Annotated in this window: 22 protein-coding genes; 8 read left to right on the forward strand and 14 right to left on the reverse strand. The window is 40.3% G+C overall.

Translation table 11 applies throughout. From position 1 onward, the window contains the following. Positions 1 to 36: 36 nt before the first annotated feature. On the reverse strand, positions 37 to 1,245 hold the full coding sequence (locus H6G97_RS03950) for a hypothetical protein (RefSeq protein ID WP_190939410.1): 1,209 nt from the start codon (positions 1,243 to 1,245) through the stop codon (positions 37 to 39). A 179-nt stretch (positions 1,246 to 1,424) separates the two neighbouring features. Here H6G97_RS03950 and H6G97_RS03955 point away from each other — a divergent pair, with 179 nt between their 5' ends. Continuing rightward, positions 1,425 to 2,966 (forward strand): ArnT family glycosyltransferase, encoded by a 1,542-nt coding sequence (locus H6G97_RS03955; RefSeq protein ID WP_190939513.1) that lies wholly within the window; start codon positions 1,425 to 1,427, stop codon positions 2,964 to 2,966. A gap of 21 nt (positions 2,967 to 2,987) precedes the next feature. On the opposite strand, the gene H6G97_RS03960 is transcribed toward H6G97_RS03955, so the two are convergent. From H6G97_RS03960 to H6G97_RS03975, 3 genes are read right to left on the reverse strand one after another with little or no spacing between them, the layout of a single operon-like run. Continuing rightward, positions 2,988 to 4,172, reverse strand: coding sequence for a hypothetical protein (locus H6G97_RS03960; protein ID WP_190939411.1), 1,185 nt, complete (start codon positions 4,170 to 4,172; stop codon positions 2,988 to 2,990). A 55-nt stretch (positions 4,173 to 4,227) separates the two neighbouring features. Continuing rightward, the gene (locus tag H6G97_RS51180; protein WP_199349237.1) at positions 4,228 to 6,159 is read right to left on the reverse strand and encodes a DMT family transporter; all 1,932 of its coding nucleotides are present in this window, start codon (positions 6,157 to 6,159) and stop codon (positions 4,228 to 4,230) included. A 36-nt stretch (positions 6,160 to 6,195) separates the two neighbouring features. After that, a complete protein-coding gene (locus tag H6G97_RS03975; protein WP_190939412.1) occupies positions 6,196 to 7,491 on the reverse strand; it encodes a mannosyltransferase family protein in 1,296 nt (431 codons plus the stop codon). 545 nt (positions 7,492 to 8,036) lie between these two features. Between H6G97_RS03975 and dxr the strand changes: the two genes are divergently transcribed. Continuing rightward, positions 8,037 to 9,233 (forward strand): 1-deoxy-D-xylulose-5-phosphate reductoisomerase, encoded by a 1,197-nt coding sequence (gene dxr / locus H6G97_RS03980; protein ID WP_190939413.1) that lies wholly within the window; start codon positions 8,037 to 8,039, stop codon positions 9,231 to 9,233. A 443-nt stretch (positions 9,234 to 9,676) separates the two neighbouring features. Next, a complete protein-coding gene (locus H6G97_RS03985) occupies positions 9,677 to 9,874 on the forward strand; it encodes a hypothetical protein (RefSeq protein ID WP_190939414.1) in 198 nt (65 codons plus the stop codon). 66 nt (positions 9,875 to 9,940) lie between these two features. Here H6G97_RS03985 and H6G97_RS03990 read toward each other — a convergent pair whose 3' ends face one another. Next, a complete protein-coding gene (locus tag H6G97_RS03990; protein WP_190939415.1) occupies positions 9,941 to 10,441 on the reverse strand; it encodes an acyl-CoA thioesterase in 501 nt (166 codons plus the stop codon). Between the two features lie 116 nt (positions 10,442 to 10,557). Between H6G97_RS03990 and H6G97_RS03995 the strand changes: the two genes are divergently transcribed. Continuing rightward, positions 10,558 to 12,627 (forward strand): CHAT domain-containing protein, encoded by a 2,070-nt coding sequence (locus tag H6G97_RS03995; RefSeq protein ID WP_190939416.1) that lies wholly within the window; start codon positions 10,558 to 10,560, stop codon positions 12,625 to 12,627. 434 nt (positions 12,628 to 13,061) lie between these two features. Here H6G97_RS03995 and H6G97_RS04000 read toward each other — a convergent pair whose 3' ends face one another. From H6G97_RS04000 to H6G97_RS04010, 3 genes are all read right to left on the reverse strand, one after another. After that, positions 13,062 to 13,406 carry a DUF1815 family protein gene (locus H6G97_RS04000; RefSeq protein ID WP_190939417.1) on the reverse strand — a complete coding sequence of 115 codons (345 nt, stop codon included), beginning with the start codon at positions 13,404 to 13,406 and terminating at the stop codon, positions 13,062 to 13,064. Between the two features lie 1,110 nt (positions 13,407 to 14,516). Continuing rightward, on the reverse strand, positions 14,517 to 14,732 hold the full coding sequence (locus H6G97_RS04005) for a DUF2839 domain-containing protein (protein WP_190939418.1): 216 nt from the start codon (positions 14,730 to 14,732) through the stop codon (positions 14,517 to 14,519). A gap of 166 nt (positions 14,733 to 14,898) precedes the next feature. Continuing rightward, positions 14,899 to 16,455, reverse strand: a complete 1,557-nt coding sequence (locus H6G97_RS04010) for a helicase C-terminal domain-containing protein (RefSeq protein WP_190939419.1) — start codon at positions 16,453 to 16,455, stop codon at positions 14,899 to 14,901. Between the two features lie 157 nt (positions 16,456 to 16,612). Between H6G97_RS04010 and H6G97_RS04015 the strand changes: the two genes are divergently transcribed. Beyond that, positions 16,613 to 17,575: a M48 family metallopeptidase gene (locus H6G97_RS04015; RefSeq protein ID WP_190939420.1), complete on the forward strand. Its 963-nt coding sequence runs from the start codon at positions 16,613 to 16,615 to the stop codon at positions 17,573 to 17,575. Between the two features lie 71 nt (positions 17,576 to 17,646). Here H6G97_RS04015 and H6G97_RS04020 read toward each other — a convergent pair whose 3' ends face one another. Together H6G97_RS04020 and H6G97_RS04025 are read right to left on the reverse strand one after the other, a co-directional pair. Next, a complete protein-coding gene (locus H6G97_RS04020) occupies positions 17,647 to 18,516 on the reverse strand; it encodes a CPBP family intramembrane glutamic endopeptidase (RefSeq protein WP_190939421.1) in 870 nt (289 codons plus the stop codon). A 164-nt stretch (positions 18,517 to 18,680) separates the two neighbouring features. Then, positions 18,681 to 19,118 carry an AbrB family transcriptional regulator gene (locus H6G97_RS04025; protein WP_190939422.1) on the reverse strand — a complete coding sequence of 146 codons (438 nt, stop codon included), beginning with the start codon at positions 19,116 to 19,118 and terminating at the stop codon, positions 18,681 to 18,683. 75 nt (positions 19,119 to 19,193) lie between these two features. On the opposite strand from H6G97_RS04025, the gene H6G97_RS04030 reads away from it, so the two are divergent. Both H6G97_RS04030 and H6G97_RS04035 read left to right on the forward strand, forming a co-directional pair. After that, positions 19,194 to 19,421 carry a hypothetical protein gene (locus H6G97_RS04030; protein WP_190939423.1) on the forward strand — a complete coding sequence of 76 codons (228 nt, stop codon included), beginning with the start codon at positions 19,194 to 19,196 and terminating at the stop codon, positions 19,419 to 19,421. A 1,160-nt stretch (positions 19,422 to 20,581) separates the two neighbouring features. Continuing rightward, the gene (locus tag H6G97_RS04035; RefSeq protein ID WP_190939424.1) at positions 20,582 to 21,586 is read left to right on the forward strand and encodes a succinate dehydrogenase/fumarate reductase iron-sulfur subunit; all 1,005 of its coding nucleotides are present in this window, start codon (positions 20,582 to 20,584) and stop codon (positions 21,584 to 21,586) included. A gap of 58 nt (positions 21,587 to 21,644) precedes the next feature. Here H6G97_RS04035 and H6G97_RS04040 read toward each other — a convergent pair whose 3' ends face one another. The 4 genes from H6G97_RS04040 to psbX all read right to left on the reverse strand — a co-directional run bounded on the left by H6G97_RS04040 (position 21,645) and on the right by psbX (position 24,131). Next, a complete protein-coding gene (locus tag H6G97_RS04040) occupies positions 21,645 to 22,169 on the reverse strand; it encodes a TolB family protein (protein WP_190939425.1) in 525 nt (174 codons plus the stop codon). A gap of 74 nt (positions 22,170 to 22,243) precedes the next feature. Next, entirely contained in the window at positions 22,244 to 22,804 is a 561-nt protein-coding gene (locus H6G97_RS04045; RefSeq protein WP_190939426.1) for a TolB-like translocation protein, read from the reverse strand. Positions 22,805 to 22,851: 47 nt separating this feature from the next. Further along, positions 22,852 to 23,766, reverse strand: coding sequence for a Ycf66 family protein (locus H6G97_RS04050; protein ID WP_190939427.1), 915 nt, complete (start codon positions 23,764 to 23,766; stop codon positions 22,852 to 22,854). 245 nt (positions 23,767 to 24,011) lie between these two features. Next, the gene (gene psbX / locus H6G97_RS04055) at positions 24,012 to 24,131 is read right to left on the reverse strand and encodes a photosystem II reaction center X protein (protein ID WP_174709687.1); all 120 of its coding nucleotides are present in this window, start codon (positions 24,129 to 24,131) and stop codon (positions 24,012 to 24,014) included. A 256-nt stretch (positions 24,132 to 24,387) separates the two neighbouring features. On the opposite strand from psbX, the gene H6G97_RS04060 reads away from it, so the two are divergent. Next, complete coding sequence (locus H6G97_RS04060; RefSeq protein ID WP_190939428.1) at positions 24,388 to 24,681, forward strand: YggT family protein; 294 nt, start codon at positions 24,388 to 24,390, stop codon at positions 24,679 to 24,681. The last annotated feature ends 26 nt before the right edge of the window (positions 24,682 to 24,707 follow it).

A 24,707-nucleotide genomic window follows, 5' to 3' on the forward strand; every position in this document is an offset into this window, starting at 1 on the left:
TGCAGTTATTTTTTTATTAATATCCTCATTGTTGAACTATAAATTACTATTTGTATTTGATGAAAGTTCAGACCTTAATTTTGGATAAATCACATCACACTTGCAGACAATAAACCAAAGCGTAAAACCTAAAGGGATAGAAAACAACTGGATAAATATAGGAGTTCCTAAATAGCTAAAAAGTGATGCCATTTGTACAACTATCGCTACCCAAAGATATCGGGGAAAGTAAAAAGCAAAGATAATTGAAAGTATATCAGCAGGATAAAAATATCTTTGATGCATTTTTGGAAGAATATACGGCATAAATAGAACTGAGATGGTAGCTAAGTGTATCAGTCTGTCTTGAGTAATTTTTAACCTACTTTTATAAACAATATATACCAATAAAAATATTGCAGATATCGTTAACGTTAAACCTATAGGGACAACAATATTATAAAAATTGTTAGGAATCCATTGATAAATATTAGGTGCGCCTTTAGTCAATTCCTTGTATTTATTAGCTTGGCTAAAGTAAATTAATAGCAATTCTTGTATCTCTCTTCCTATGAACCAAGGCGGCAAAACTGAAATTATATATACCACCGGAATTAAGGGTAAATAATACCAATTAATTCTGTTTTTAACTAATAGAATTAATAATAATGGTGCTAAAAACATTGCTTGTAACTTAAAAGAAAGTCCTACGCCAAAACTGAGTAAGGCTGGAATTTGTTTTTGAATAGATAAAAAGTAAATACAGGCAATCAATCCCGTTGTATAGATACTGTCACATTGACCCCAGAGGGCACTATTATATATAACAGTTGGACTTAAGATAACTGCCAAAAAAGCAAAGATAGGTTGATTACCTTGTGGGTATTTTAGTCGAACAATTTTGTAAGTAAAAAAGGCACAAAGAAAATCAACAGTCATTGCCAAAAGCTTGATTGCCAAAATTTTCGGTAATCCAGACAGCAAGGTGGCAGAAATTAAAATCCAGTAAAGATATGAGGGTGTATAATCGGCAAAACTATACTTAAGGGCGCTAAAGCCGCCATGAGATGCTATGAAATCATACCAAGGCTCTAAGAAAGATTTATAATCAGATGATTGATTAGGAACACAAACTAATCGAATCAGTACTGCAAATATAATGCCAATAACCAAGTATCTAATAACTGGGGATGGAAAAGAATTTAATAGCCTATTGAACGAAGATTTCACTAATTTTAATAATGTTATATAGGAAGTTGGTTTCATAAATTATATCTGTCATCCAAAAACTATGAAATAATACCAAAGTATTTATTGTTTCAGCAAAAGCTGCTCAACACTTCCCTGTCGCGGAAGACTGGTTTAACAAGCTGCTATGATGCCATCGAAAGCAAGCTTTTGTGAGCATATCCTGGAGGTTTGAGATGATGATACCAATTTTAGATATGCGTCTATTCCGAGAAAAAGAATGGTTATTTGGCCTACTAGTAATATCTCTAGTTCTATGGTTGATGTTTTTGGGAAACTCCCCTTTACGAGATTGGGATGAAGGTACTGTGGCACAGGTTGCCCGGGAAATTTGGCGTGCCCCACTTGGTTCAATGCATTGGCTTTACCCCACTTTGGCAGGTGAACCTTATCATAATAAGCCACCACTGATGCACTTACTAGTTGCTTGGACTTACTCTATCGGAGGCGTGAATGAGTGGACAACACGTTTACCGGGTGCAGTGTTAACTGCCTTGGGAGTGCCTTTGCTTTACTTGGTGGGATGTTCGCTTTTTAAGGAAAGTTTATCAGCTTTGTTTGCCGCTTTAGTTTACCTGACGATGTTGCCTGTGCTGCGTCACGGAAGGTTAGCAATGCTAGATGGTACAACTATTACCTTTTTCTTGCTGTTGTTGTTTTGTTTGCTAAAAGCACGTCAGAATCCTCGGTATGCTCTAGGTGTGGGATTTTGTCTAGGGTTAATCACTCTAACTAAAGGAATGATAGTTTTGCCGCTAGGGGCGATCGCTTGTTTATTCCTCATTGCAGATCGGCAGTTTGCTCTGTTAAAAAGTCCCTATTTATTAGTGGGAATATTTTTAGGAATTGCACCCGCGATCGCTTGGTTTACTGCTCAATTGCAACATTATGGCGAAAATTTTTTCCAAGTTAATTTTCAAGCACAAACCTTTAATCGCCTTACAGAATCTGTTGAAGGTCATAACGGGCCTCCCTGGTACTATTTAATTGAGATAATTAAGTATAGTTTTCCTTGGCTATTATTTTTACCAGGAGGTTTTTATCTAGCCTGGAAAAAACGTCATACTTCCTGGAGTCGTCTAATTATTATTGGTACAATTGTTTACCTAGGAACTATCTCTTTAATGAGAACTAAGCTTCCGTGGTATGTTATGCCTGTATATCCATTTTTAGCTTTGGCAATTGGTGCTAAACTTAGCGAAATTTGGCAGTATGGTCATTTTAAGTTGCGAAGTTTGAGAATATTTCTGGCTATTATTGCTATTGCTGGTTTAGGAGGTTGTGTTTACTTTATTCTTGCCAAGAAAGAGCCTGTTTTAATAGTGCTGAGTATTCTTTTGGCAATAAGTATGAGCATTGCAGCATGGCTAATTAAACAGCGCGATCGCAACTTTATTCCAGTGTTATTTTCTGGAATGTACTTAGTTTTAGCACTGTTGATGAGTTCGCAATCATGGATTTGGGAATTGAATGAAGCTTTTCCTGTTAAACCAGTAGCGGAATTAATTCGGGCAAATGTTTCACCAGGAACACAAATTTATACTTCTTTTGCTTACAATCGTCCTAGTTTAGACTTTTACAGCGATTGCAAGGTAACTGCTGCAACTGTGCCGATTTTACAACAAATGTTATCTAATAAATCTTATTTGCTGTTAGACAATGGGGCTTTACAGCAAATCAATTTAACTGGTGGTAAAATTCTAGGATCAGCTAAAGGATTTACGCTGATTTCACCATAAGTTAAAGATGGTACATATTTCCTAAAAGTTAGCTTTTAATTTCGGATAAATCACATCACACTTGCGGCCTACAAACCAGAGCGTAAAACCTAAAGGGATAGAAAACAACTGGATAAATATCGGAGTTCCTAAATAGCCAAAAAATGATGTCATTTGTACAACTATCGCTACCCAAAAATATCGGGGAAAGTAAAAAGCAAAGATAATCGAAAGTATATCAGCAGGATAAAAATATCTTTCGTGCATTTTAGGAAGGATATACGGCATAAACAAAACTGAGATGGTAGCTAAGTGTATCAGTCTGTCTTGAGTAATTTTTAACCTACTTTTATAAACAATATATACCAATAAAAATATTGCAGATATCGTTAACGTTAAACCTATAGGGACAACAATATTATAAAAATTGTTAGGAATCCATTGATAAATATTAGGTGCGCCTTTAGCTAATTCTTTATATTTATTAGCTTGGCTAAAGTAGATTAATAGCAATTCTTGCATGGGTCTTCCCACCAACCATGACGGCAAAACTGAAACTATATATACCGCCGGAATTAAGGGTAAATAATACCAATTAATTCTGTTTTTAACTAATAGAATTAATAATAATGGTGCTAAAAACATTGCTTGCAATTTAAAAGAAAGTCCTACGCCAAAACTAAGTAAGGCTGGAATTTGTTTTTGAATAGATAAAAAGTAAATACAGGCAATCAATCCCGTTGTATAGATACTGTCACATTGACCCCAGAGGGCACTATTATATATAACAGTTGGACTCAAGATAATTGCCAAAAAAGCAAAGATAGGTTGATTACCTTGTGGGTATTTTAGTCGAACAATTTTGTAAGTAAAAAAGGCACAAAGAAAATCAACAGTCATTGCCAAAAGCTTGATTGCCAAAATTTTCGGTAATCCAGACAGCAAGGTGGCAGAAATTAAAATCCAGTAAAGATATGAGGGTGTATAATCGGCAAAACTATACTTAAGGGCACTAAAGCCGCCATGAGATGCTATGAAATCATACCAACGCGCTAAAAAAAATTTATAATCCACCGATTTATTTGGCACGCAAACTAATCGAATCAGTACTGCAAATATAATGCCAATAGCCAAGTATCTAATAACTGGGGATGGAAAAGAATTTAATAGCCTATTGAACGGAGATTTTACTGATTTTAATAATGCCTTATCGGAAGCTTTTGTCATAAATCTGATTAGTGTCGAAATATTATGCTTGCCCTTGTGGGTAGCGGTCATGGTGCTAAGAACCTTCGTTGGTTACTTGAACAATGGATTGACTAGATTGGGCTAGATAGATACCCGCTAAAACTACGGCAAAAGTCGCCCAGTCAAACAAACCTACCTGTTCTGCAAAAATGAACCAAGCGAAAATGGAAGCCAGGACTGGATTGAGGAGAAGGGTAACAGCGACGACACCTGACGAGAGTCTGCTGAGGCTATAAGTCAAAAGTCCCTGACCCAACACTTGGCAGAAGAGAGCTTGAAAAATGATGAAAAACCACCCCATCCAGGAATAGGGAAACAATCTCTCTTCGATGAATGGGAGAATAGGCAACAGAAACATTGTAGTCACACCACAACGCCAGAGCATTATAGTTGCGGTAGTAAATCGGGTTTGGAGTTGTTCTATCAGCAGCAAATAGGTGGCAATAAAAACTGCGGTTAGAAATGCTAGCGCATCACCAAGTATTTGGTCAGTTGCAAATTGTATATTATGAAGTTCAAAGGCGATCGCTCCTAAAAGCGCTATGACCATACCCATAACAAATCTGTTATCGAAGCGCCGACCTAATAACAGATACCCAGCCGCAGCAACGAATAAGGGATTTAAATTAGACAGTAAAGCTACGTTAGCAACGCTAGTTTGACTCAGCGACCAAGCCCACAACAACAGGGAGGTCGTTGCAGCACTTCCCATTGCCAATAACAGCCACACATCCTGTTTTGTAAAAGGCTTCTGTTCTATAGGTTGACGATCGGGTTGTTGGCGGCGCAAAGCCTCAAGTCCATTCCACAGCGCAAAGACGACTGCGGCAATCCAACTTCGATGAAATCCTACAGCATTTGCACTAATTTCTTGTTCGCATAATTTTGCTAGAGATGGTGCCAAAGATATGGGAATTAGGGCAACAAATAATGAGACAGATCCTAGTAAAGCTGGTGTTTCAAAAAATTGTTGCTTTAGTAATGACAGTTTGAGTGTCATGCTTTTAACGAAAGTGTTAACTATATTTTTGACTGATTCCTGAAACGGCAAATTCACAGTAGCTTGGCTAGATATGGCTAAGTATAAACCTATTAAAACTACAGCAAAACCTACCCAATTTGAGAAAGTTAATTTTTCTGAAAATATTACAAGAGCGAAAATACCGCTAAATACTGGCTCTAAAAGATGTACCAAGGAGACAACCACAGAGGAAAACTTGGCAAGGCTATAGGTCAAAAGCCCATGACCGAAAACTTGGCAAATCAGAGCTAGGGAAATGACCCAAAGCCACCCACTGACTGTAGAGGGAAAAAGCTGATCTTGAGTCAACAAAAGTATGGGGAAGATGACTAAAGCCGCGATCGCACAGATCCACAACTGGATTGTGCCCGGAGAAAACTTGGTTCGTAATTTTTCTACGATCAGCAGGTATGCACTCAAAAAAACCGCAGAAACGATGGCAGCCAAGCCTCCCTGAACTTCGTCTATGGCGATTTGCAGTTCCTCAAATTCAATAGCGATCGCTCCCCCAAGGGCGATGATCATCCCAATCAGGAATTGACGCTCAAAAGCCTTACGGAATAACAGCCACACCCCTAAGCTAGTAAATATGGGGGCGAGATTATGCAGCACACTAGAAATCGCAACGGTAGTTTGAGTTAGCGACCAAGCCAACAAGACTAAAGTGGCAGCCCAAAGAATACCAGCACCTAGCAATAGCAAAAGATCCTGAATGGTATAGCGCTGCTGTTCTACAGGTTTTTCTACGGAAAATCGCTGCCGTATTGCCTTGTATCCATGCCAAAGCAAGAAGACCACACTAGCAAGCCAAAAGCGATTAAATACAGTGGCACTGGGGCTGAGTTCAATTTCGCTCAATTTTATAAAAATAGAGCCAAAAGATATGGCACCTACACCTAGAAATAATGAAGCGATCACTATCTTCGTTTGATTAAATACACTCATGAGGAAATTTAAATTCAACTTATATATTCAAACCCTCTAACCAACCCAACGCTCTTGGGCAAATCCTACAGCTATTTTGGCTAGTAGTGTCACAAAAATTCCCAATATTAAATATCCCTGACGAGGATGACGAGATAGCAGCACACCAATGGCTATATTCAAAGGCACAATCCCGTAAGCGAGACGGCTCAAGGAGATGGTGCCTCCAGAAGCTAGCAGCAAACCAATACCACAAAAGCCATAAATAACTGTAACTGGGGTCAGTTGCCTGTGTAAGCGCCACAACACATAGCCACCACCCAACACCATAAACAAGTTGAGCAAGCTATTGATCCAGTCTTCACTCGCTAGGAGCAATAAAAATAAGACTAAAGCATAAAATCCATAGAATAATTTTCCCGAACTAAAACGCCATAAAAGATAGCCACTCGCAACAATCACCACTAACAACAAGAGATACCAGGGGTCTTGAATACCGCCAGATGGGTTTTCAACCCAACCATATTGCCAATTTTTTGTGCCAACTACAATTTGCATGATCATGTTTAACCAACCCTGCCAATCAAATCCCAGAGTTGGTCGCCATCCCCGTTGTGCTTCGATAAAAGCTAAAGGCCCGCCAAAATAAATCGCACAATACAAGCTGAATAGAAGTATGCCAATAGTAGTAGTCAATCCAGCTATATAGGCAACAGGTGGTCGGCGTTCTTTCCACGCGGCGATCGCAAATGCTGGAATTAGTGCCATACCTGTAGGACGTGTTGCTGTCGCCATCGCGCCCCAAAGGGCAGTCCAGCCATAGTGATTTTGATCAAATGCCCGCAAAGCTGATGTACTCAAAAACAAATACAGCCCCTCTGTGTAAATCACCCCTGTAAACATCGACGATGGATACAAAGAAACCACAGCAGTGACCCACTGTGCTGCATTGATGCCATAATGCTCCTTGACCCAAAAGTATAAGCAGTAAAGCGCGGCAAAAAATGCCAAGTTGTTGATTAACGTCCCAGCTAATTCAAACGGTAAGCCCAACTTCATCAAAAGCCAGATGCTTAAGGGAAACAGGGGAAAGAAAGCCAGATTATGTTGCTTGCCGTCATTGACAAATTCATAACCAGAAGTAGCGATCGCTCGGTAATGCATACTATCCCATGCATCAATAACCCCCCAGCCAAAATGCGGCAAAAATTCTTCTGCTGGTAACGGTAACTTGGGCGCAAGCAGCAACATGGCAGTCCAGATGAATATTCGGCTGGCAAGCCATATTGCTGCTGGAAACAGGAAATCATTTTTCCATAAAACTTTTTTTATAACTATCTGAACTTTGACCATAAGGTTAAGTGCTTCAACAAACTCTTTTACACATCCTTTTACATATAGCTGCTGCAACACCGCAATTTATGAGTAACATTTTGCATATTAAATCCTCCACAACATAATTAACAAACTGGACAGATTACAAATTACTTAAAAGTATTCCCTGTTTGGTTCCTTTTGCCAATTTCTCGGAATTTATCTTTTAAAATATAGTATTTATAAATACAATTTTTGTCTAGTTAGATGAAAATTGAGCAACTTTAGTACTTTATGGCTAGCAGTCTATTGAGTTGAAATCAACGGATTGGGGCTAGTACCGCAAGGCGGAAGTCAAAAGTCAAAAGCCAAAATTCAAAACGAATACAGCATAAGCGTTTTGTTGATTTGGAATGGGTTGTTTATTTCTGCCGCGCTGTACTAGGGCAGTGAGGAGGACACAGGTAAATTTTCCTTCTTTGCCTCTCTCCTCGCCGTCGTCAGGTATCGATTATAGGGATTCCTGTTATTAATGAGTCCCCAGCAATTTATAGTGGGAGTTGTCTGTAAATCCTTAAACAATTGTGAAAGCGATTACTCTTGTTGGTTCCACTGGTTCTATTGGTACTCAGACTTTAGATATTGTCACTCAGTACCCAGATCAGTTTCGGATTGTGGGATTGGCAGCTGGGAATAATGTAGAGATGTTGGCTGCTCAAATTCGGCAATTTCGCCCGCAAATAGCAGCAATTTGCTCAGAAGATAAATTACCAGCGCTCAAAGAAGCTCTCATTGACCTCGATCCCCAACCGATTCTACTGACAGGTGAGGCCGGAGTGATAGAAGTCGCCCGCTACGGCGATTCTCAAACCGTTGTCACCGGTATTGTTGGTTGTGCTGGTTTGCTACCGACGATCGCAGCGATTGAAGCTGGCAAAGATATTGCTTTAGCGAACAAAGAAACCCTGATTGCTGGGGCTCCTGTGGTTCTACCCCTGGTTGAAAAACATGGTGTAAAATTACTCCCTGCCGATTCCGAACATTCCGCAATCTTTCAATGCCTCCAAGGTGTTCCCAAGAATGGCTTGCGAAAAATTTTGCTCACTGCATCTGGTGGGGCTTTCCGAGACTGGGATGTAGAAAAGTTAGCAGATGTAACCGTTGCTGATGCTCTCAAGCATCCAAATTGGTCGATGGGGCGTAAAATCACTGTAGACTCTGCTACTTTGATGAATAAAGGACTGGAAGTAATTGAGGCTCACTTCCTGTTTGGGTTGGATTATGACAATATCGAAATTGTCATTCATCCCCAAAGCATTATTCACTCACTGATTGAACTGCAAGATACTTCAGTTTTAGCCCAACTCGGTTGGCCAGATATGCGCTTACCTTTGCTGTATGCTCTATCTTGGCCTGATCGCATTTACACCAACTGGGAACGACTAGATTTAGTCAAAGCTGGAAATTTAACCTTCCGTGAACCAGATCACCAGAAGTATCCTTGTATGCAGTTGGCTTACGCTGTGGGTAAAGCTGGTGGTTCGATGCCAGCGGTGTTAAACGCCGCCAATGAGCAAGCTGTGGCTTTATTTTTAGATGAAAAAATTCGGTTTTTAGATATTCCTCGGTGTATCGAATGGGTGTGCGATCGCCATCAAAATGATAACTGTGCTAATTCCTCTTTAGATGACATTTTGGCAGCAGATAAATGGGCAAGACAAGAAGTTTTAACAGCGACTGAAAAGTTAGAAACTCACTCGCGGATAATTTCTCTGCGATAAAAACCTTCAGTTCACATTGGACTGAGGATTAGAAATTGATGCTTAGTCCCAATCTCTAATCCCCAGCCTCTTATCCAATTAATATGCAAATCATTTCGCTTGATGGCAAAGACATACTCACCGAACTATAAAAAGTAAACTAATTGAAGATAGTCGGTGCCTTCCGGATCAGCCATAAATTTTATGTATGTCTATAAATTGATATTCAAAGAAAACTTAAAAAAAATTATAAAAACTTTGCAAATAATCAAGATAGCCTATAAATAATTATCTCATTTTTAGGTAAAATATCCCCAGGATAATTATCACAAAAAACCATTTCATTGAATATTAAAAATTGGTTTTATCATTTTTTATACCAGCGATTTTCACCAAAACAAAAGCTTACCCTTTCTGAATCAATCTACTCTTAGACAAGGGAAATTATTAAGGAATTAATATATATGATTATTACGTTGATTATAGCTTGGATAGTCTTCATAATCTTATGGAAGTTGCTAAAAGCAACCGTAAGAACTGCATTAACTCTTGCGGCAATCCTTGTTTTATTAAATATTAGTTTTGGCATTACTCCACAAGATATTTGGCATTACGTAACGCAGTTTGCTCAAAATCTGTCGCAGATCCAAACTGGTAAGTAAAAATCTATACTTCACTTTTGCTAATGAAAGGTGAAGTATAAAATATGAAGTAACAGCTTTTCTTGGTCAATTGTTATTCAATGCTGAAATCTTGGCTAAGGCATCCTTAAAACTCGGCGGCAACTGACGCATAATCTTGCCTCTGTCGCGATCTAAAGCCACTAATGTCACCTTAGCCGTCACGTATAATTGTTGTCCATCAGTTGAGACAATGGCATAATCCCAATTGATGCGGACACCTGTCACCTCAGCCATGCGCGTTTTTACCATTACTGCCATACCCAATTGAATTGAACGGTGATAGCGCACCGACAATTCTACAACTGGTAAATCGCAACCGATAGCGACTAAATCAGCAAATTCAATTCCTATAGATCGCAAGCATTCAATCCGCGCTTCTTCCATCCAAGCTATGTAGGAACCGTGCCAGACAACACCTGCATAGTCAGTGTGGTAGGGTTGCACTCTTACAGGATATTCAAACCAATTCCCAAATTCGTCAGTTGATGGATTGTCAAGGGCGCTGGTTGGTGGCAATTTTGGTTGGCTGGGTCTTTCTTCTGACATCTTCAATTTTCTCAGTACCTATAAATTTTCCAAATTATTGAATAGCATAAAAATTAATTGCGTTGCCGGACTTCTTGATTTAATATTTACCTTCCTAGCATAGGGAGTGTTTTGTTATGCAGCCTAATCTCCGGTATGTGAGTGTTATTACTTTATCTCTATTTAGCTTACTAGGTTTTGGGATGGTGTATCCAGACAACAACCAGGTAAACACAAATACAAGGTTGAGGTACGAATCTGGAGAAAAAGCTCAAGCTTTACCTAAGAATAATCAACTTTCAGAAATTGCAACGCTGAACGAAGAAGCTATCAAAGAATCTCGCCAAGGTCAATCGAAAGAAGCGTTGCAGAAATTACAGAAAGCATTAGCCATCAGCAGAGAACTTGGAGAGCGCTCTTGGGAAGCGGTAACATTCAACAACATCGGCAGAATCTACCAAAGTCAAAAAAAGTATTCTGAAGCACTTCGATCCTATCAGCAAGCCTTATTAATTAACAAAGAACTTGGGGATCTGGTTCAACTTGGCAAAACATACAGTAACATAGGTTACTTATTCGATATCCAAAGCGAGCCAGAGTTAGCAATTTTTTTCTACAAACATTGCTTGATTAATCGTGAGAAAGCTCGCTTGAATCCATCAGGACTAAGTGCGCCACAACCAGATGCTTACAACATAAGTGTTAGCCAGACATATCGTATTTTGGGTGAACGATTGCTCAAACAGGAACGTGTTGTTGAGGCACAAAGGACAATGGATTTACTCAAAGTTGAAGAACTAGAGGAATATTTTCAGAATGTGCCGGGTAATCAACGTACTGTCAAAGGTATTAATATAGCGGCAACAGAAAAACCAATTAAACAAAAGTTGGATCAAACTGTAGATAATGCTGTTGTGCTGGGTAAAGAACTCACAACACTACGGAAAATTTCTCCCCAACAGCGATCGCTCGAACAAAAACAACGCATTGAGCAATTAGTCTTAAATCAACAACAACTTTTGGATAAATTTAACGAATTTATCAATAGTTCTTCAGTAAAAGCACAGATAGAGCAAATTAACCGAACAGCTAGGCGGCAAAATTTGGATTTGGAAAGTCTCAACGAACTTCGAGATAATTTGGCGCGATTACCTCAAAAATCGGCGCTACTTTACCCACTGATTTTAAAAGATAGCTTGGAATTGGTATTGGTAACTCCTGAATCCCCACCAATTCATCGCACGGTTGCTGTCAAACGCGAAAACCTTTATCAAACAATTGCCGCTTTCCGCCAAGCTTTAATCAATCCCAGTCGAAATATCAAAGCACCTGCACACCAATTGTATGACTGGTTAATTAAACCGATAGAGAAAGACCTAAAACTATCAGGTACACAAACCCTGATTTACGCTCCAGATGACCAGTTACGCTACATTCCTTTAACTGCTTTATATGATGGCAAACAATGGCTAGTGCAGCGCTTTAATGTGAATCACATTACATCTGCTAGCCTGACTAACTTAAATACCCCGCAACAATCTACTTTGCGGGTTTTAGCCGGTGCTTTTACTAAAGGTAATTATCAAATTAAAGTTGGAAATCGACAGGTTGCTTTCGCTGGCTTACCCTTTGCAACGCGGGAGGTGGACAGTTTAGCTGCTGCGGTTCCTGAAACTACGAAGCTTTTAGACGATGAATTTAGCCCCAGAGTCACTCTACCCCAAATGGATGATTATACGATTGTCCATTTAGCGACTCATGCAGCCTTTGTGGTTGGTAAACCAGAAGACTCGTTTATTTTATTTGGGAATGGCGATCGCGTTAACTTTAGAAATGTTGCCACTTGGTCACTGCCCCATGTAGATTTGGTAGTGTTAAGTGCCTGTGAAACCGGCTTGGGAGGCAAGTTAGGTAACGGTGAGGAAATTTTGGGCTTTGGCTATCAGATGCAACAAACCGGTGCTAAAGCCGCGATCGCCTCGTTATGGTCTGTAGATGATGGTGGTACACAAGCACTCATGAGTGCTTTTTATACTATTCTTTCCACCAATAAGCTGACTAAAACTGAAGCTTTACAGCAAGCTCAAGTTTCATTAATTACTGGAAATTGGAAGTCCCTAAGTCATAATACACCCAGAGCAGCAGTTAATGACTTTAGCCATCCGTACTATTGGGCACCGTTTATTTTGATTGGTAATGGACTTTAGGTGTAGATCGTTCCTCACCTGATGCCTTTCTCAAGCTTGTGGCGTATCAATTGCAAAATCTAGTTATGGCGATCGCAACTACAAAAATTCTAGACGCAATTAACAAAAACTGCGTTAGCACAACTTAACTTAGCCCTACGGGAAGAAAGCTACACGCAGCGTCTCTATAGAGAAGTTATTGCATTTTGATCAGATTTTGGGAAAAAAGGAGTGCCTAATCTCTGAATTTGGTGTGTTTTAACACCTTCAAGATCAAGACTGAAAATCCGGCTCGTGAAGTTTTGGCAGGTACAAAAAATATGCGACAGGCCAGCCAGGAGCCAATCACTTAATGGTAATGGAGAAACAGGTAAGAGCGATCGCTAACTAAGCTACCATTACCGATTACCAGTTATCGATAATCAATTTTTAACTTGCCCTCAACCTTTGAAGCCTTAATACTTCTTGGCAAGAGTTTTAGAGCCTGTATCAGTTTGCATAGATTGCTTGACAAGATCAGCAAGTTCGTCCAGCTGGCTAATTGCCTCTGCACCCTCTAGCTTCATTAATTCGCGGTCATCCCGCATTTCCGTCCAAGTAATCCCATAATCGGACACTAAAAACCGAATTAGATGGTTATCACCCAAGCTAACCATAAACGATGCACTATTCATTTGGTCGCCACAGGTGTAACAGGACGCAGGATACCCACGCCGCTCTAATACGATCGCCAAGGCTTGCAGGTTCATTACCAAGTCTTGGACGAATTGTCGATGTTGATGTGCTAGTCTCAGAAACACTTTTGTCCTCCAGACACCACAGTAATTTGAGTTTCTTTTATATTTTCTTTAGATTTTCTCATCCACTGGTATTGTAAACTATTCACTACAATTACTAGACAGATGATATTGAGTCTTTAATTGACTACCTTGTTTAGGGTAGTGGATCAGGATTTTGAGCGCCGTATCAAACTATTCAGTTTGCAAATTAAAAATCTCGAACAGAATTGCTAAATTTAACTATATCTTTATACATTTCTGTCAGGGTAGATTCTTACAAGAAGCGATCGCTTTAAGAGTAACTTAAATCTAGCACTAGTCAACTACGGGAAAGCTACATATTTGCTTTTTATTGGCTACTTGCAGTGAAATACACTGTTAGTAGAAGCTATAACGTAGTTTTGCGTCGTTATACTCTCTCTTGCCTAGATGTTTAATCTGCTCTCTTTCTAAGCAGATTTTGGTATAGAAAAATGATTAATTATACCAAATTCGTTCCTCCTATATATAAAATTGAGCAGATGACAGTGCAAATTTAAGATTTGGTACTATAATCAACCTGATTTTAGTACTTTATACAAACTTTACGTAATTACTATACAAGTCTAGAGTGTAGACTTGATAATTTAACAACCTAATACAGAGAATAACTTAACTCAAAAGAGCAATGTTGCCATTTAGGCAATATTGCCAGCAATTTTGAGATTTACTGAAAAAGTTATACCAAACAAAGCACGATAATTTGGAAAGACTAATATCATAGTTTGGTTTTGCCAACTTTAATACAGATATAATATATTTTTATTATTTATTCAAAGTTAGTAACTATTTTTTATTACAAGACTTACGCAAAAATTGCTAAAAAGCTTAATTTATCGAACCGCCATCTCTACAAGAAGCTTCCGCCAACGCGCGGGGTTTCGCAGAGAAGATGCCATCGGTAGCGTCTCGTTAAAGACAGAGCGCCAAGAATTCGTAGACTGGGCGTAAGTCCTGTATTAATCACTCAATTAATAAATTTATAATTCGTAATAACGTTCTCTACAATTAGTTGGGATTAAACCCCAACTAATTTAATTACGTTAGCGAGTCATCAAGCGTCATTACGAATTACGAATTACGAATTACAAATTATGAGACTACTTGCCACCAACCGAAAGCTGGGCCGATAAAACGGATTATTGCCCATCCTACAACCATAAGACCAATGCCTATCCAAGCACCACGAGTAGTCAAAGTGACAAATTGTTCGGCTTGAGTTTTTGTGATGGGAAGCCAAGACAAGATGCGAGTCTCTTGACCGTATGTTTCCCCTAGTGTGGTTTTACGACGCTTTGCTTCACCCATAATCAGCAATTAAAATTCTATTTAGGTTCTAAATTTATCTTGGCAGAAATCATGGCTATAGAGAGGTGATAAATCGCATCACTTTCTATAAGTTGATAATAGTGCTTGCTGTTAAACGATCGCGCTTTGGTTGACAAAATGTAAATTGGGCATGGGGTATTGAACTTTAAGCAGAATTTTCCTCATCGTTATGAGAAAACAGATTGGGATCGAGATAGTTAATGCGTGCCAGAGGACTTAAAGCTGTAAGAATTTGAGCGCCGTAGCTACGGTTAACTACACGACTATCAAGCAAAGCAACGATTCCCTGACTTTCTCGCACTGGAGCGATCGCCCGTTGTAATTCATTCAAAGCTGCCGGTAACAAGTATAAACGGAACCAATCTTGATGCGATCGCTTATAATGAGCGACCCTACCAGCTACCAGAGGATTTTCCAAAGATGGCAGGGGTAAAGTAGCAATTATTAACAGATGAGGTGCTGGCAAGACTCGTTGATGTTCTCGCCAAAATTCCCAACCACTGACCAAAATACCATTTTCATCTAAACAAGTTTTTTCTACTTGCACCCGCGAACCAAACTCTGAAGCCAAAATTGTCGCAACTTGAGCCTTAAGTGGTACATCTCCCACTAAGACAACCGTTAATCCTGGTGCTGTTGCACTTAGACAAACCAGTGTGCGGACTTTATGAATAAATGCCGCTTGAAATTCTGGTGTGTTGGGTAGGGGCAACTTATAAGGTACATACAGTTGAATTGCTTCCGCTTGGCTTTCCGAAGAGAATTTTAGACAAGTTAAATCGTCTAAACCCAAGCGCTGTCGGAAAAGAGGAGCTTCAGTTTCCGGTTCTATAGCGCTGCCAATTAAAACTACTGGCTGTCGCTGCCAAATAGGTGAGAGTATTTCTCCTAATTCCATTGGCGCGTAGTGCAAAGAAAATAAACCTTGTCGATGGGCAATAGTCGCCCAGAACAGAGGAGGAGCAGGGGAGGAAAGATTTTCGTTAAGGGTTTGAAATTGTTGCCAGAATTGTTTCCAAGGTTCTGGCAGTGCTTGTATTGACTCTAAAGCAGAATAAAGACGGCTTAAAATTTCTATTTCTGGTTGGGAAATTAGGTAGCAGTGATATGGATTGGCAGGATGCTGAAAAAGTTCGTGTGTCAGTTGTATCCGGGCTTCGCTAATTGCCTCAGCTTGGTTTGGACAAGCCAACATAAGTTCATCCCAATCATGGGGTTGAATATCTTGGGTAAGTTGAGTACGCACCCAATCTTCAAGATCATCTACCCCATCGATAATTGTGGGAATGCCTTGAGGAAAGCGATCGCCACCAGCCAATTGTCCTCTTAACCAAGCTTCTGGAGAGGTCAATAGTAGCCCTTGGAACTCAGCACCAGGCCAAGCATCACCTGTTCTAATCGATTTATTAGTTGGTAGCCATTGCTGTAGACGGGGAATTTCCACCCGCAGTAAAAGTTGCTGTACCGCTTCTTGAGCAACAATAATTACAGGGCCATGCCACATTAGGGCTGATGCTACAAAACTAGTACGATACCGCCCTTGATAGCCACAAACGGCTCCTACTTGAATCAGGGCGCTACGTCCCAGGCGCAAAGCGCGTGCTACCAACCGGGCCATCGTCAAATGATGGGGCCAGGAAGGGAACCCCGCTTGCGATCGCAAAAAGTTATGTAGTGACAAATGAACTTCTGCCTCAATCACACGCTTTTAATTCCATACAAAGTGAGTTTTACTTCCAATTGCCCCATTTCTATTATCTTGTCATTTGTCATTTGTCCTTTGTCCTTTGCCATTGATCCAAAACTGATGACCAATGACTAATGATTAATGACCAATGATCAATCACCCAATACAAATTATGCCAACTTACACAGGAATCTCCAGCGAAGCTTTCAGGCATCCACTAGATCGCCAAGCCGAGCAAGCTTTACGAAATTTACCGGGATTTGATTTAATCGCTCGTAAATTTTTGGAATTTATCTACGAACGCCCTCAATTAGTCTATCTAATGGGTAACACTATCCAAGTCGGGCCACGGCAATATTCCACTATTTACCAGATGTTTCGCGAATGCGTCCGGGATTTGGACATTTACCCAGAACCAACATTGTTTGTCTCGCAAAATCCCGAAGCAAATAGCTATGCATTAGGGCAAGATAATCCTTACATAGTCATAAATACAGGGATATTAGACTTACTAGACGAAGCCGAGATTCGGACGGTGCTAGCCCATGAACTGGGGCATATTAAATGTGGTCATACTATTTTAATTCAAATGGCGATGTGGGCGATGAGTGCTGCCTCTGCCTTGGGAGAATTGACCTTTGGCATCGGTAATCTTGTTACACAAGGTTTGATTTACGCCTTTTTTGAGTGGCGGCGAAAAGCTGAGTTATCTTCAGATCGCGCTGCATTACTAGTGATGGATGACTTGAACCCCGTCATGTCAACGATGATGAAACTTTCTGGCGGTAGTAAAAAATATGCCAATGAATGTAGTTTACAAGAGTTTATTAAGCAGTCAGAAGATTATCAGGCGCTAGATAAAGATGGACTGAATCAGATATATAAATTTTTGGTATACAATGGCGCACAGGGTACGATGTTGAGTCATCCTTTCTCTGTTGAACGCTTGCATTACTTACGGGCGTGGGCAGTATCCGAAGAATACCAGCAAATTCGCCGAGGAAATTATCAGCGATCGCCTGCTTCAGGATCGGTAAATGTTGCAGCGGAATCTTCCGAAAATCAAACGGAAAATCTGCGCCGTCAAATAGAAGAATTACAACGGGAAATTGACAGAATCAAAAGGTCTGAGTAGTTTTTAGTACTAAATAAGGATCAGTAGGGTGCGTTACACTCCGTTAACGCACATCTTCCTATTATGCAAAATTAAAAATACTTGGAGAACAACCAGATAATTACTCCAGTTCCTAGTATACAAATAATTCCCGCCAAGCCAGCTAGAGGTTTTTTGTTCTTACCTGTGAACCAGTCAGAGACTTTCCCTGTGTAAGTAATTAGTTCTGCTGTATCTATGGTAGCGATCACCCAAACCCATCCCGCATGTAGTCCCCAAGCTAAACCCAAATTGCCGCCAGAGACAAAGCGTGCCAATACTAACACCATTCCCATCAGCCACAATCCAGGGAGTTGAGGGGCGGTTTCGCGTTGCTCCCAAACCAGGTGTAACAAGGCAAAAATCAAGCTAGAAATTGCTGCTGCTACCCAAACTGAGTAATCTTGTGCTAATTCAGTGAACAGAAAACCGCGAAAAACTAACTCTTCTATGCCACCGACTAACAACGCTATTAAGAAAATCGGTAGCAAGATGGGTAGTAGCAACTTGAAATTCGTCTTTTCAAAAGACAACCAACCTAACCCGAATTGCCCACTAAATACAATAGCTAGGCTCACCACTCCCAAACTAAAACCTAAAGCTAAAAAACCAAGAGTTGAAAGATTCCCAACAAAGCCGTAATCTAAAAAAGATTTATTAGTCAACCAACTAACTCCCCAGAGAATCAGGGGAGCTAATAGGTAAAGTGACACCAATAACGGCATCTTGTGCTCTGGCTGCAAAGGTTTAGGCGGTCGCCAATTAAGCAATATTGCTGAGACTACTGCTACTGGCAACCAGCAAATTATCCAGCCAATAAAAAACGCCATCACTATAACTAGTGCTGGTGCATTTTCCATAAATGCTAGTAAGACGTTGACCGAAGGCTCAAAGAAAGTTATCAAAATAAACAAAAAAAACACGATAGACTTCTTGCATTATAGATTTCTTGCTGATTAATCAAGACTCTACTAAATTCGGTGACTTCTGCAAGGGGTCTAATCGTATTTTTTACCTGGCTACCAGTTTGCTGTTGGGCTAAGGATAAGTTATCATCACCTGAAACTTATCCTTACCATCAGCAAATTTATTCTTCGTCTTCCAAATCTTCGTCTGATTCGTCAGAATCTATATCTTGTGAGATCAGCTTTTTATCAGTTTCACCGAGTTGAATCAGATGAATATGTTTATATCCCAACCTAATTTCAAACTCATCTCCAGGCTTTAAGCCCATTGCTTTGGTATATGTAGCACCAATTACAATCTGACCATTTTGATGGACACTAACCCGATATGTCGGTTCGCGACCACGACCATCTTTAGGTGCTTCTGGACTTAGAGGAATTCCCCTAGCAGATAGCAAAGCGTCATAAAAATCAGTGAGATTGACACGAACTTGGTTATTCTTTGTAACAGTGTAATAGCCGCACTGTTTAGCTCTTTCTCGGCGTGGTAAAGTGGAAAGTTCTTTTACTTTAGCAAGTAGTGCTTTTCCGGTTAATGGTGCGGTTGCAGTTTCAGTCATTATGCTCAAATTTTCCTTACTCTCTCCAAACTGATAAACGATGTAGTCTTATGCCAGCATTTGACTTTTTAGCATTTGCATAGAGCTACTGAAGACCCTGGTGTAACGGGTGAATTCCTGCCGATAGGAGCCAAAAGCACTTCTATTATGGTTGTCTACAACCAACTAGAGGCCATAGTTGCCACAGACATTAATTTTGGTAATGTTATGGCACTTTTAACCATTATTCGCCATCAGAAAGAAAACTATTTTCTCCTTTGGCGCTACTGTAGCGGTGTAACTTTCAGCCCCCTTTATAAATAGGGCAGGTTCTACTGCAAATAAGTCGTAGACCTAATAAATTGCAGGTTTTTCACTTTCTAGTGCTTGCCTTTATTGCCAATGAGTAAGTAGAGTCTTCTCTACTGGTCCTCTTAAGCTTAGGACAGCATAGTATTTCAATAGAGTCCTACGGGCTTATGCCCTTTCGTCCTGCCAGTAGAGACGTGAATTTTCTTGTCTCTACATTACGAATCAACAAAGCAGTAGTAACCGCGCTGAACGGCTATTGATTCTGATTTTGTCCTTTCGTAATTTTATATTAAATACTAGCATGGACTAATAATAGCAAAATAGTTGTTTAATTTTGAATTAAAGTTGCTAGTAAATTTTTATTTAAATTTCTGGACTTCAAGAAGAAAAAGCAGTGACGATTTTCCTAACCCTTTATTGCAAGCGTGAGTATTGCGATCTGCCTTTTATAAAAATTTATGTAATTGAGAGGAGCAGTTTTGACCAATGAGTAAAATACAATATTTTCTTGATTGAGAGCAAGCCAAAAAGCGAAAAGTCTCGTGTGTCAGGGTTTCCCGGTACAATAACTTTTCTTTGAAAGTGGTGAGGATTTTTCCTCGGTTTATTATCTTAAGGTCAAAAGCGGTTAAAGGATTTTGTACGTCTGTCTATGGGAAGAACAAATCTCTTAACATCTGCCTAGCGCTTGATTGCCACCACTATATATTAAAGATCGAGTTTCACACTTCTATATAATCAAAAAATTCTGCCTTCGCTAACGGTTGACAGAATTTTCCAGTCAGGACTGCTTGACTCAAGTTGACATCAAGACATGTCGCTAACTTGAGATGCATTTCATTTGGATATGAGCGCTAGGTCAAAGATTAACCTAAGTCCCTTTCTCAGCAAACCCCCTATCCTTTACATTCCCAAACAAGTAAATTTAATGCAAAGCTGTGATTATATTTTTGGCGTTTTAACTCAGAAGTTGATAAAAATCTTGTTTACTAGGCTGCTATAAGTAAAATTTTAATGGTTATCCTTAAACTAGAATCATTCGCTCTTTAACGTCAGCCTATTAACACCAGGGTTTGAATTAAGAGCAAAATATGGCTCATTTTTCGCAATTACCGCCTTGAGTGATGATTATTGAGGCTAGTAAAGCAATTTTAAAATTTTGGTTAGTAATTATGGAAGTTATTTTTAAAGTCATTCGACAGCAACAAAATTCCTCGCCTGTTGTGCAAACCTACCTTGTAGAGGCAGAACCAGGTAATACAATCTTGGATTGCCTCAATCATATTAAGTGGGAGCAAGATGGAACTTTGGCGTTTCGCAAAAATTGCCGTAATACAATTTGTGGTAGCTGTGCTATGCGAATTAATGGGCGTTCGGCTTTAGCTTGTAAGGAAAATGTTGGCAGTGAACTTGCCAGATTACAACAAATACCATCATCCTCAAGTAAAGTAAATGCAATTGGTGAAATCACGATCGCGCCTCTTGGCAATATGCCAGTGATTAAAGATTTGGTTGTAGATATGAGCAGCTTCTGGAATAATTTAGAGGCAGTTGCTCCTTATGTAAGTACAGCAGCACGACAAGTACCAGAAAGAGAGTTTTTGCAAACACCACAAGAGCGATCGCGCCTCGATCAAACTGGTAACTGTATTATGTGCGGTGCTTGTTACTCTGAATGCAACGCCCGTGAAGTTGATCCAAACTTTGTTGGGCCCCATGCCCTTGCCAAAGCTTACCGGATGGTAGCAGACTCCCGCGATAGCGACACCGAAAATCGTTTAGCAAGCTACAACGAAGGTACTAAAGGCGTATGGGGTTGCACCCGTTGTTTGTACTGCGATTCTGTTTGTCCAATGGAAGTTGCACCATTAGAACAAATCACCAAAATTAAACAAGAAATTCTCACACACAAACAAGCCAGTGATAGCCGCTCAATTCGTCACCGGAAAGTATTAGTAGATTTGGTTAAAGAAGGTGGTTGGATTGATGAACGTCAATTTGGTGTACAAGTAGTCGGTAATTATTTTCGGGATTTAAAAGGATTACTCAGTCTTGCACCCCTCGGTTTGCGGATGATCCTTCGGGGTAAGTTTCCCTTATCATTTGAACCTTCAGAGGGGACGCAACAAGTGCGATCGCTGATTGAATCTGTGCAACAGGTAGAAAACAAAAGTTAAAAATGAGGAGTTAGGGGTTAGGAATTTTAACTCTTAACTCCTAACTCCTAACTGTAGTTCAACGCGGTTCTTGAGGTATATTCAACGGTCGTCCATTCCGGTCATATACTAAAACATCCCACTGTCCGTTGTTACTAGATTCAAAAGCAATCCTACTACCATCAGCGCTAATTGTAGGGTTGCGGACTTCCGCTTGCAGGTTATTAGTCAAATTACGTGACTGGCGTGTTTCGCGGTCGTAAACAAAAATAGCTGATCGCCCTTGACGACTAGCAGCAAACGTAATATAACGACCATCTTGTGAAGCACTAGGATGATTTGCGATCGCATCAAAGGAGTTTAAACCTGGCAAATCAACCAAATCACGAGTCACAGTATCAAACATATAAACATCTTGGCTACCCCGTCGGTCAGTAATAAAAACTATGTATCTCCCAGAAATTTGGGGGTTTAATTCCGACGCTAAACTATTGAGACTCCGCCCCCCCGGATCAAAGGGATAACTCAAAAGGCGAGGGTAGCCAAAACATCCAGTCAATAAACTTAGGGATAAAAACGCAGGTATAAAAAAAGCACGTTTCATGTTTCATATATATAGTAATTAGCTATTAATTAATAATTATTCTCCCCCTGCCTCCCCTGCTTCCCCTGCCTTCCCTACGGAGGTGAACCTACGGTTGCACCATTAGGAATATCTAACTCAATATTTGGCCCCCGGTCTAAAACTTCAATATCCCACTGACCACGGCTGGCGGTTTCAAAGACAACATAACGTCCATCTGGGCTGATATTTGGTTTTCTGACCCAGCCGCGATAGGTTGGTGTGACGATTTGCGATTGTTGCGTAGCGCGATCGTAAAGCGCCACCACAGGTCTACCTTGGTCACTAGTAAGATAAGCAATATAACGCCCGGTATAGCTCAAGCTAGGACTTTCAGCAATTGTCTCCGCTCGGTTTATCCCCGGCGTGCTAATAAACAGTTGCCTCTCCAAATCGTACATGAGTAACTGTTGATTACCATTTCGATTAGATACAAAGGCTAAAAAGCGTCCATTTCCACTCAAAACAGGTTGCTCCTCGGTGTAGCGACTGTTGAGGGAAGTAGGCCCTATAGGAATATCATTAGAACCACAAGATACAAGCAAACTTGTTAAACCAAAAATCAGGCTCCAATGAATTGGTCTTTGGAGCCAAAATGTAGGCGTAAATTTTTCCACCTCAACTGTTTTCCGTCGCCTCTAAACCTACTTCCAGGCCAATTGTTTTAAACATCATCAAAATCGGTCGAATTATCTGGCCCCTCATTTGGCATTTCAATCGGATTATATGGCACATAATCAGTTGGAATCGCATCATCATCTTCGCGCGGTCTTCGAGAAGTTGAGTCAGTGGGTGGACGACGCCTTCTTGGTCTTGGAGCAACATCATCTTCACGATTTTCGGGACGCTGCGGCCCATTATTGCTGCGGCGAGAAGGTTTTCTAACCTCCCCCCCCGAATTTTCCCAATCATCAACTTCCCTAGATGAAGAACCCCAATTTTCTTCTCCAACGCTTTCAGAAGGTCGATTCACAGGACGCCCAGAAGTACGCCGACGTGTTCTATCCCCTGAAGCCTGTCTTTCACTACTGCTACTGTTGCGGCGTTCTGAACGACGGGGGGGTTGCTCCTGGTAGTAGTCATCACGAGTTGAAATTTCATCCCTGCTACCGCGAATCCGGGCACGCACAGGGCGTTCCTCCTCGTCTTCGTAAGGCAATGGATCTAAATCTGCATCCATTTCAGCTTGATACTTTCTGCGATCGTTGTAAGAATAGTTTCTGCTTACCTCTCGCTCATCGTCCACAATCGGAGTGTTGCGCTTTGCTTGTTGGGTAGCTATACTCCGCAGACGAATACTTTCAACTGCAAAAAACACAGTTGTGCCAACTAAAAGCAGTTGACCAAATTGCAGAATCGGGTCTAAGCGCCATCCTTGAAACACGAGAATAAAGCCGCAGAGCAAGCCAACTGCCGCAAAAAAGATATCTTGATCTCGTGACAATTCAGGACGCACAGTGCGGAGAAAATACAGTGCTGCCCCAGCCACAGCCAGGAAAATTCCTAGAATACTGGCTGAGTTTGCCCCAAAATTTACCTGAGCCAGAAAACTGGCTGAGTTCAGCCCAAAATTTATCATTGCTGTTTTCCCAATATCAAATCTATGTTAGCGAGTCACAATTAAAATCACTACTGTAATTAGTCACGATATATTAAAGCTTCAAAGCCTCTGGCAAAGAAGCTCTGAAGCTGTTCACCGAAAAATAAAAACACTTATGTCTGTAATCTACAACTACCACTAGCGGCAAACACTGCTGCTTTTAGTGCAATCATAAATAGCTGACAGACAATAGGTTATGAGAGTTAATTCAACTCTCACAAGCATTATGAACGCTGGATTTTATCTTTTTGGCTAATGAAAATTAGACCAACTGTAGCGGGGATTACAACAATTGCAGTACCCCATAGCAGACTCCAAAGAAAATTTGCTAAAGAAGGCGTCATACTTCTAAACCTTTTTTTTACACACTTCATCTTAATTTTAATAGTGTATTACTTTCTTGAGAAGCCTCTAAATCCGAACTGCCAAACTTGTTAACTGCTGTGAGGAAGTTTGCTTTTGTATTCCAGAAGGAAGTGGCAGCATTTGGTTAAAATGATGATGAGAGTGCTTTACAAAGCTTCAAATTTTGTGGCGTGAGCGAAGCGCGGCTTGCCGTTGCCTAAGTTTTTCTTTCTTTACAGATAGTACCTTAAACCGATGACTGGTGTTGACCTGACTGCTTGGATTCTTGGCCCTGTGTTAGGGCTGATGACATTTTTATTTATATTTCGGATCATTCTCACTTGGTATCCGCAAGTGGATCTAAATCGTTTGCCCTTTAATTTAATAGCTTGGCCCACCGAACCATTTTTAGTACCATTGCGAAAACTAGTACAACCTATAGGCGGAGTGGATATTACACCTATTATTTGGGTTGGTATCTTCAGTCTGGTGCGAGAAATATTACTAGGTCAGCAAGGATTGCTGACTATGCTGACTCGTGTCAATTAGGCATGGGGCATGAGGCATGGGGCATG

Source organism: Nostoc flagelliforme FACHB-838 (genome assembly GCF_014698065.1).
Lineage (GTDB): Bacteria > Cyanobacteriota > Cyanobacteriia > Cyanobacteriales > Nostocaceae > Nostoc > Nostoc flagelliforme_B.

Bases quoted from the DNA above. Each gene is read 5' to 3' on its own strand.
- H6G97_RS04005 (WP_190939418.1), bottom strand. From the start codon at position 14,732: ATGGGTGAAGCAAAGCGTCGTAAAACCACACTAGGGGAAACATACGGT.
- H6G97_RS51180 (WP_199349237.1), bottom strand. From the start codon at position 6,159: ATGAGTGTATTTAATCAAACGAAGATAGTGATCGCTTCATTATTTCTA.
- H6G97_RS03975 (WP_190939412.1), bottom strand. From the start codon at position 7,491: ATGGTCAAAGTTCAGATAGTTATAAAAAAAGTTTTATGGAAAAATGAT.
- H6G97_RS04035 (WP_190939424.1), top strand. From the start codon at position 20,582: ATGGAAGTTATTTTTAAAGTCATTCGACAGCAACAAAATTCCTCGCCT.
- H6G97_RS03995 (WP_190939416.1), top strand. From the start codon at position 10,558: ATGCAGCCTAATCTCCGGTATGTGAGTGTTATTACTTTATCTCTATTT.
- H6G97_RS03960 (WP_190939411.1), bottom strand. From the start codon at position 4,172: ATGACAAAAGCTTCCGATAAGGCATTATTAAAATCAGTAAAATCTCCG.
- H6G97_RS03950 (WP_190939410.1), bottom strand. From the start codon at position 1,245: ATGAAACCAACTTCCTATATAACATTATTAAAATTAGTGAAATCTTCG.
- H6G97_RS03990 (WP_190939415.1), bottom strand. From the start codon at position 10,441: ATGTCAGAAGAAAGACCCAGCCAACCAAAATTGCCACCAACCAGCGCC.
- H6G97_RS04060 (WP_190939428.1), top strand. From the start codon at position 24,388: ATGACTGGTGTTGACCTGACTGCTTGGATTCTTGGCCCTGTGTTAGGG.
- H6G97_RS03955 (WP_190939513.1), top strand. From the start codon at position 1,425: ATGCGTCTATTCCGAGAAAAAGAATGGTTATTTGGCCTACTAGTAATA.
- H6G97_RS04015 (WP_190939420.1), top strand. From the start codon at position 16,613: ATGCCAACTTACACAGGAATCTCCAGCGAAGCTTTCAGGCATCCACTA.
- H6G97_RS04025 (WP_190939422.1), bottom strand. From the start codon at position 19,118: ATGACTGAAACTGCAACCGCACCATTAACCGGAAAAGCACTACTTGCT.
- H6G97_RS04040 (WP_190939425.1), bottom strand. From the start codon at position 22,169: ATGAAACGTGCTTTTTTTATACCTGCGTTTTTATCCCTAAGTTTATTG.
- H6G97_RS04050 (WP_190939427.1), bottom strand. From the start codon at position 23,766: ATGATAAATTTTGGGCTGAACTCAGCCAGTTTTCTGGCTCAGGTAAAT.
- H6G97_RS03985 (WP_190939414.1), top strand. From the start codon at position 9,677: ATGATTATTACGTTGATTATAGCTTGGATAGTCTTCATAATCTTATGG.
- psbX (WP_174709687.1), bottom strand. From the start codon at position 24,131: ATGACGCCTTCTTTAGCAAATTTTCTTTGGAGTCTGCTATGGGGTACT.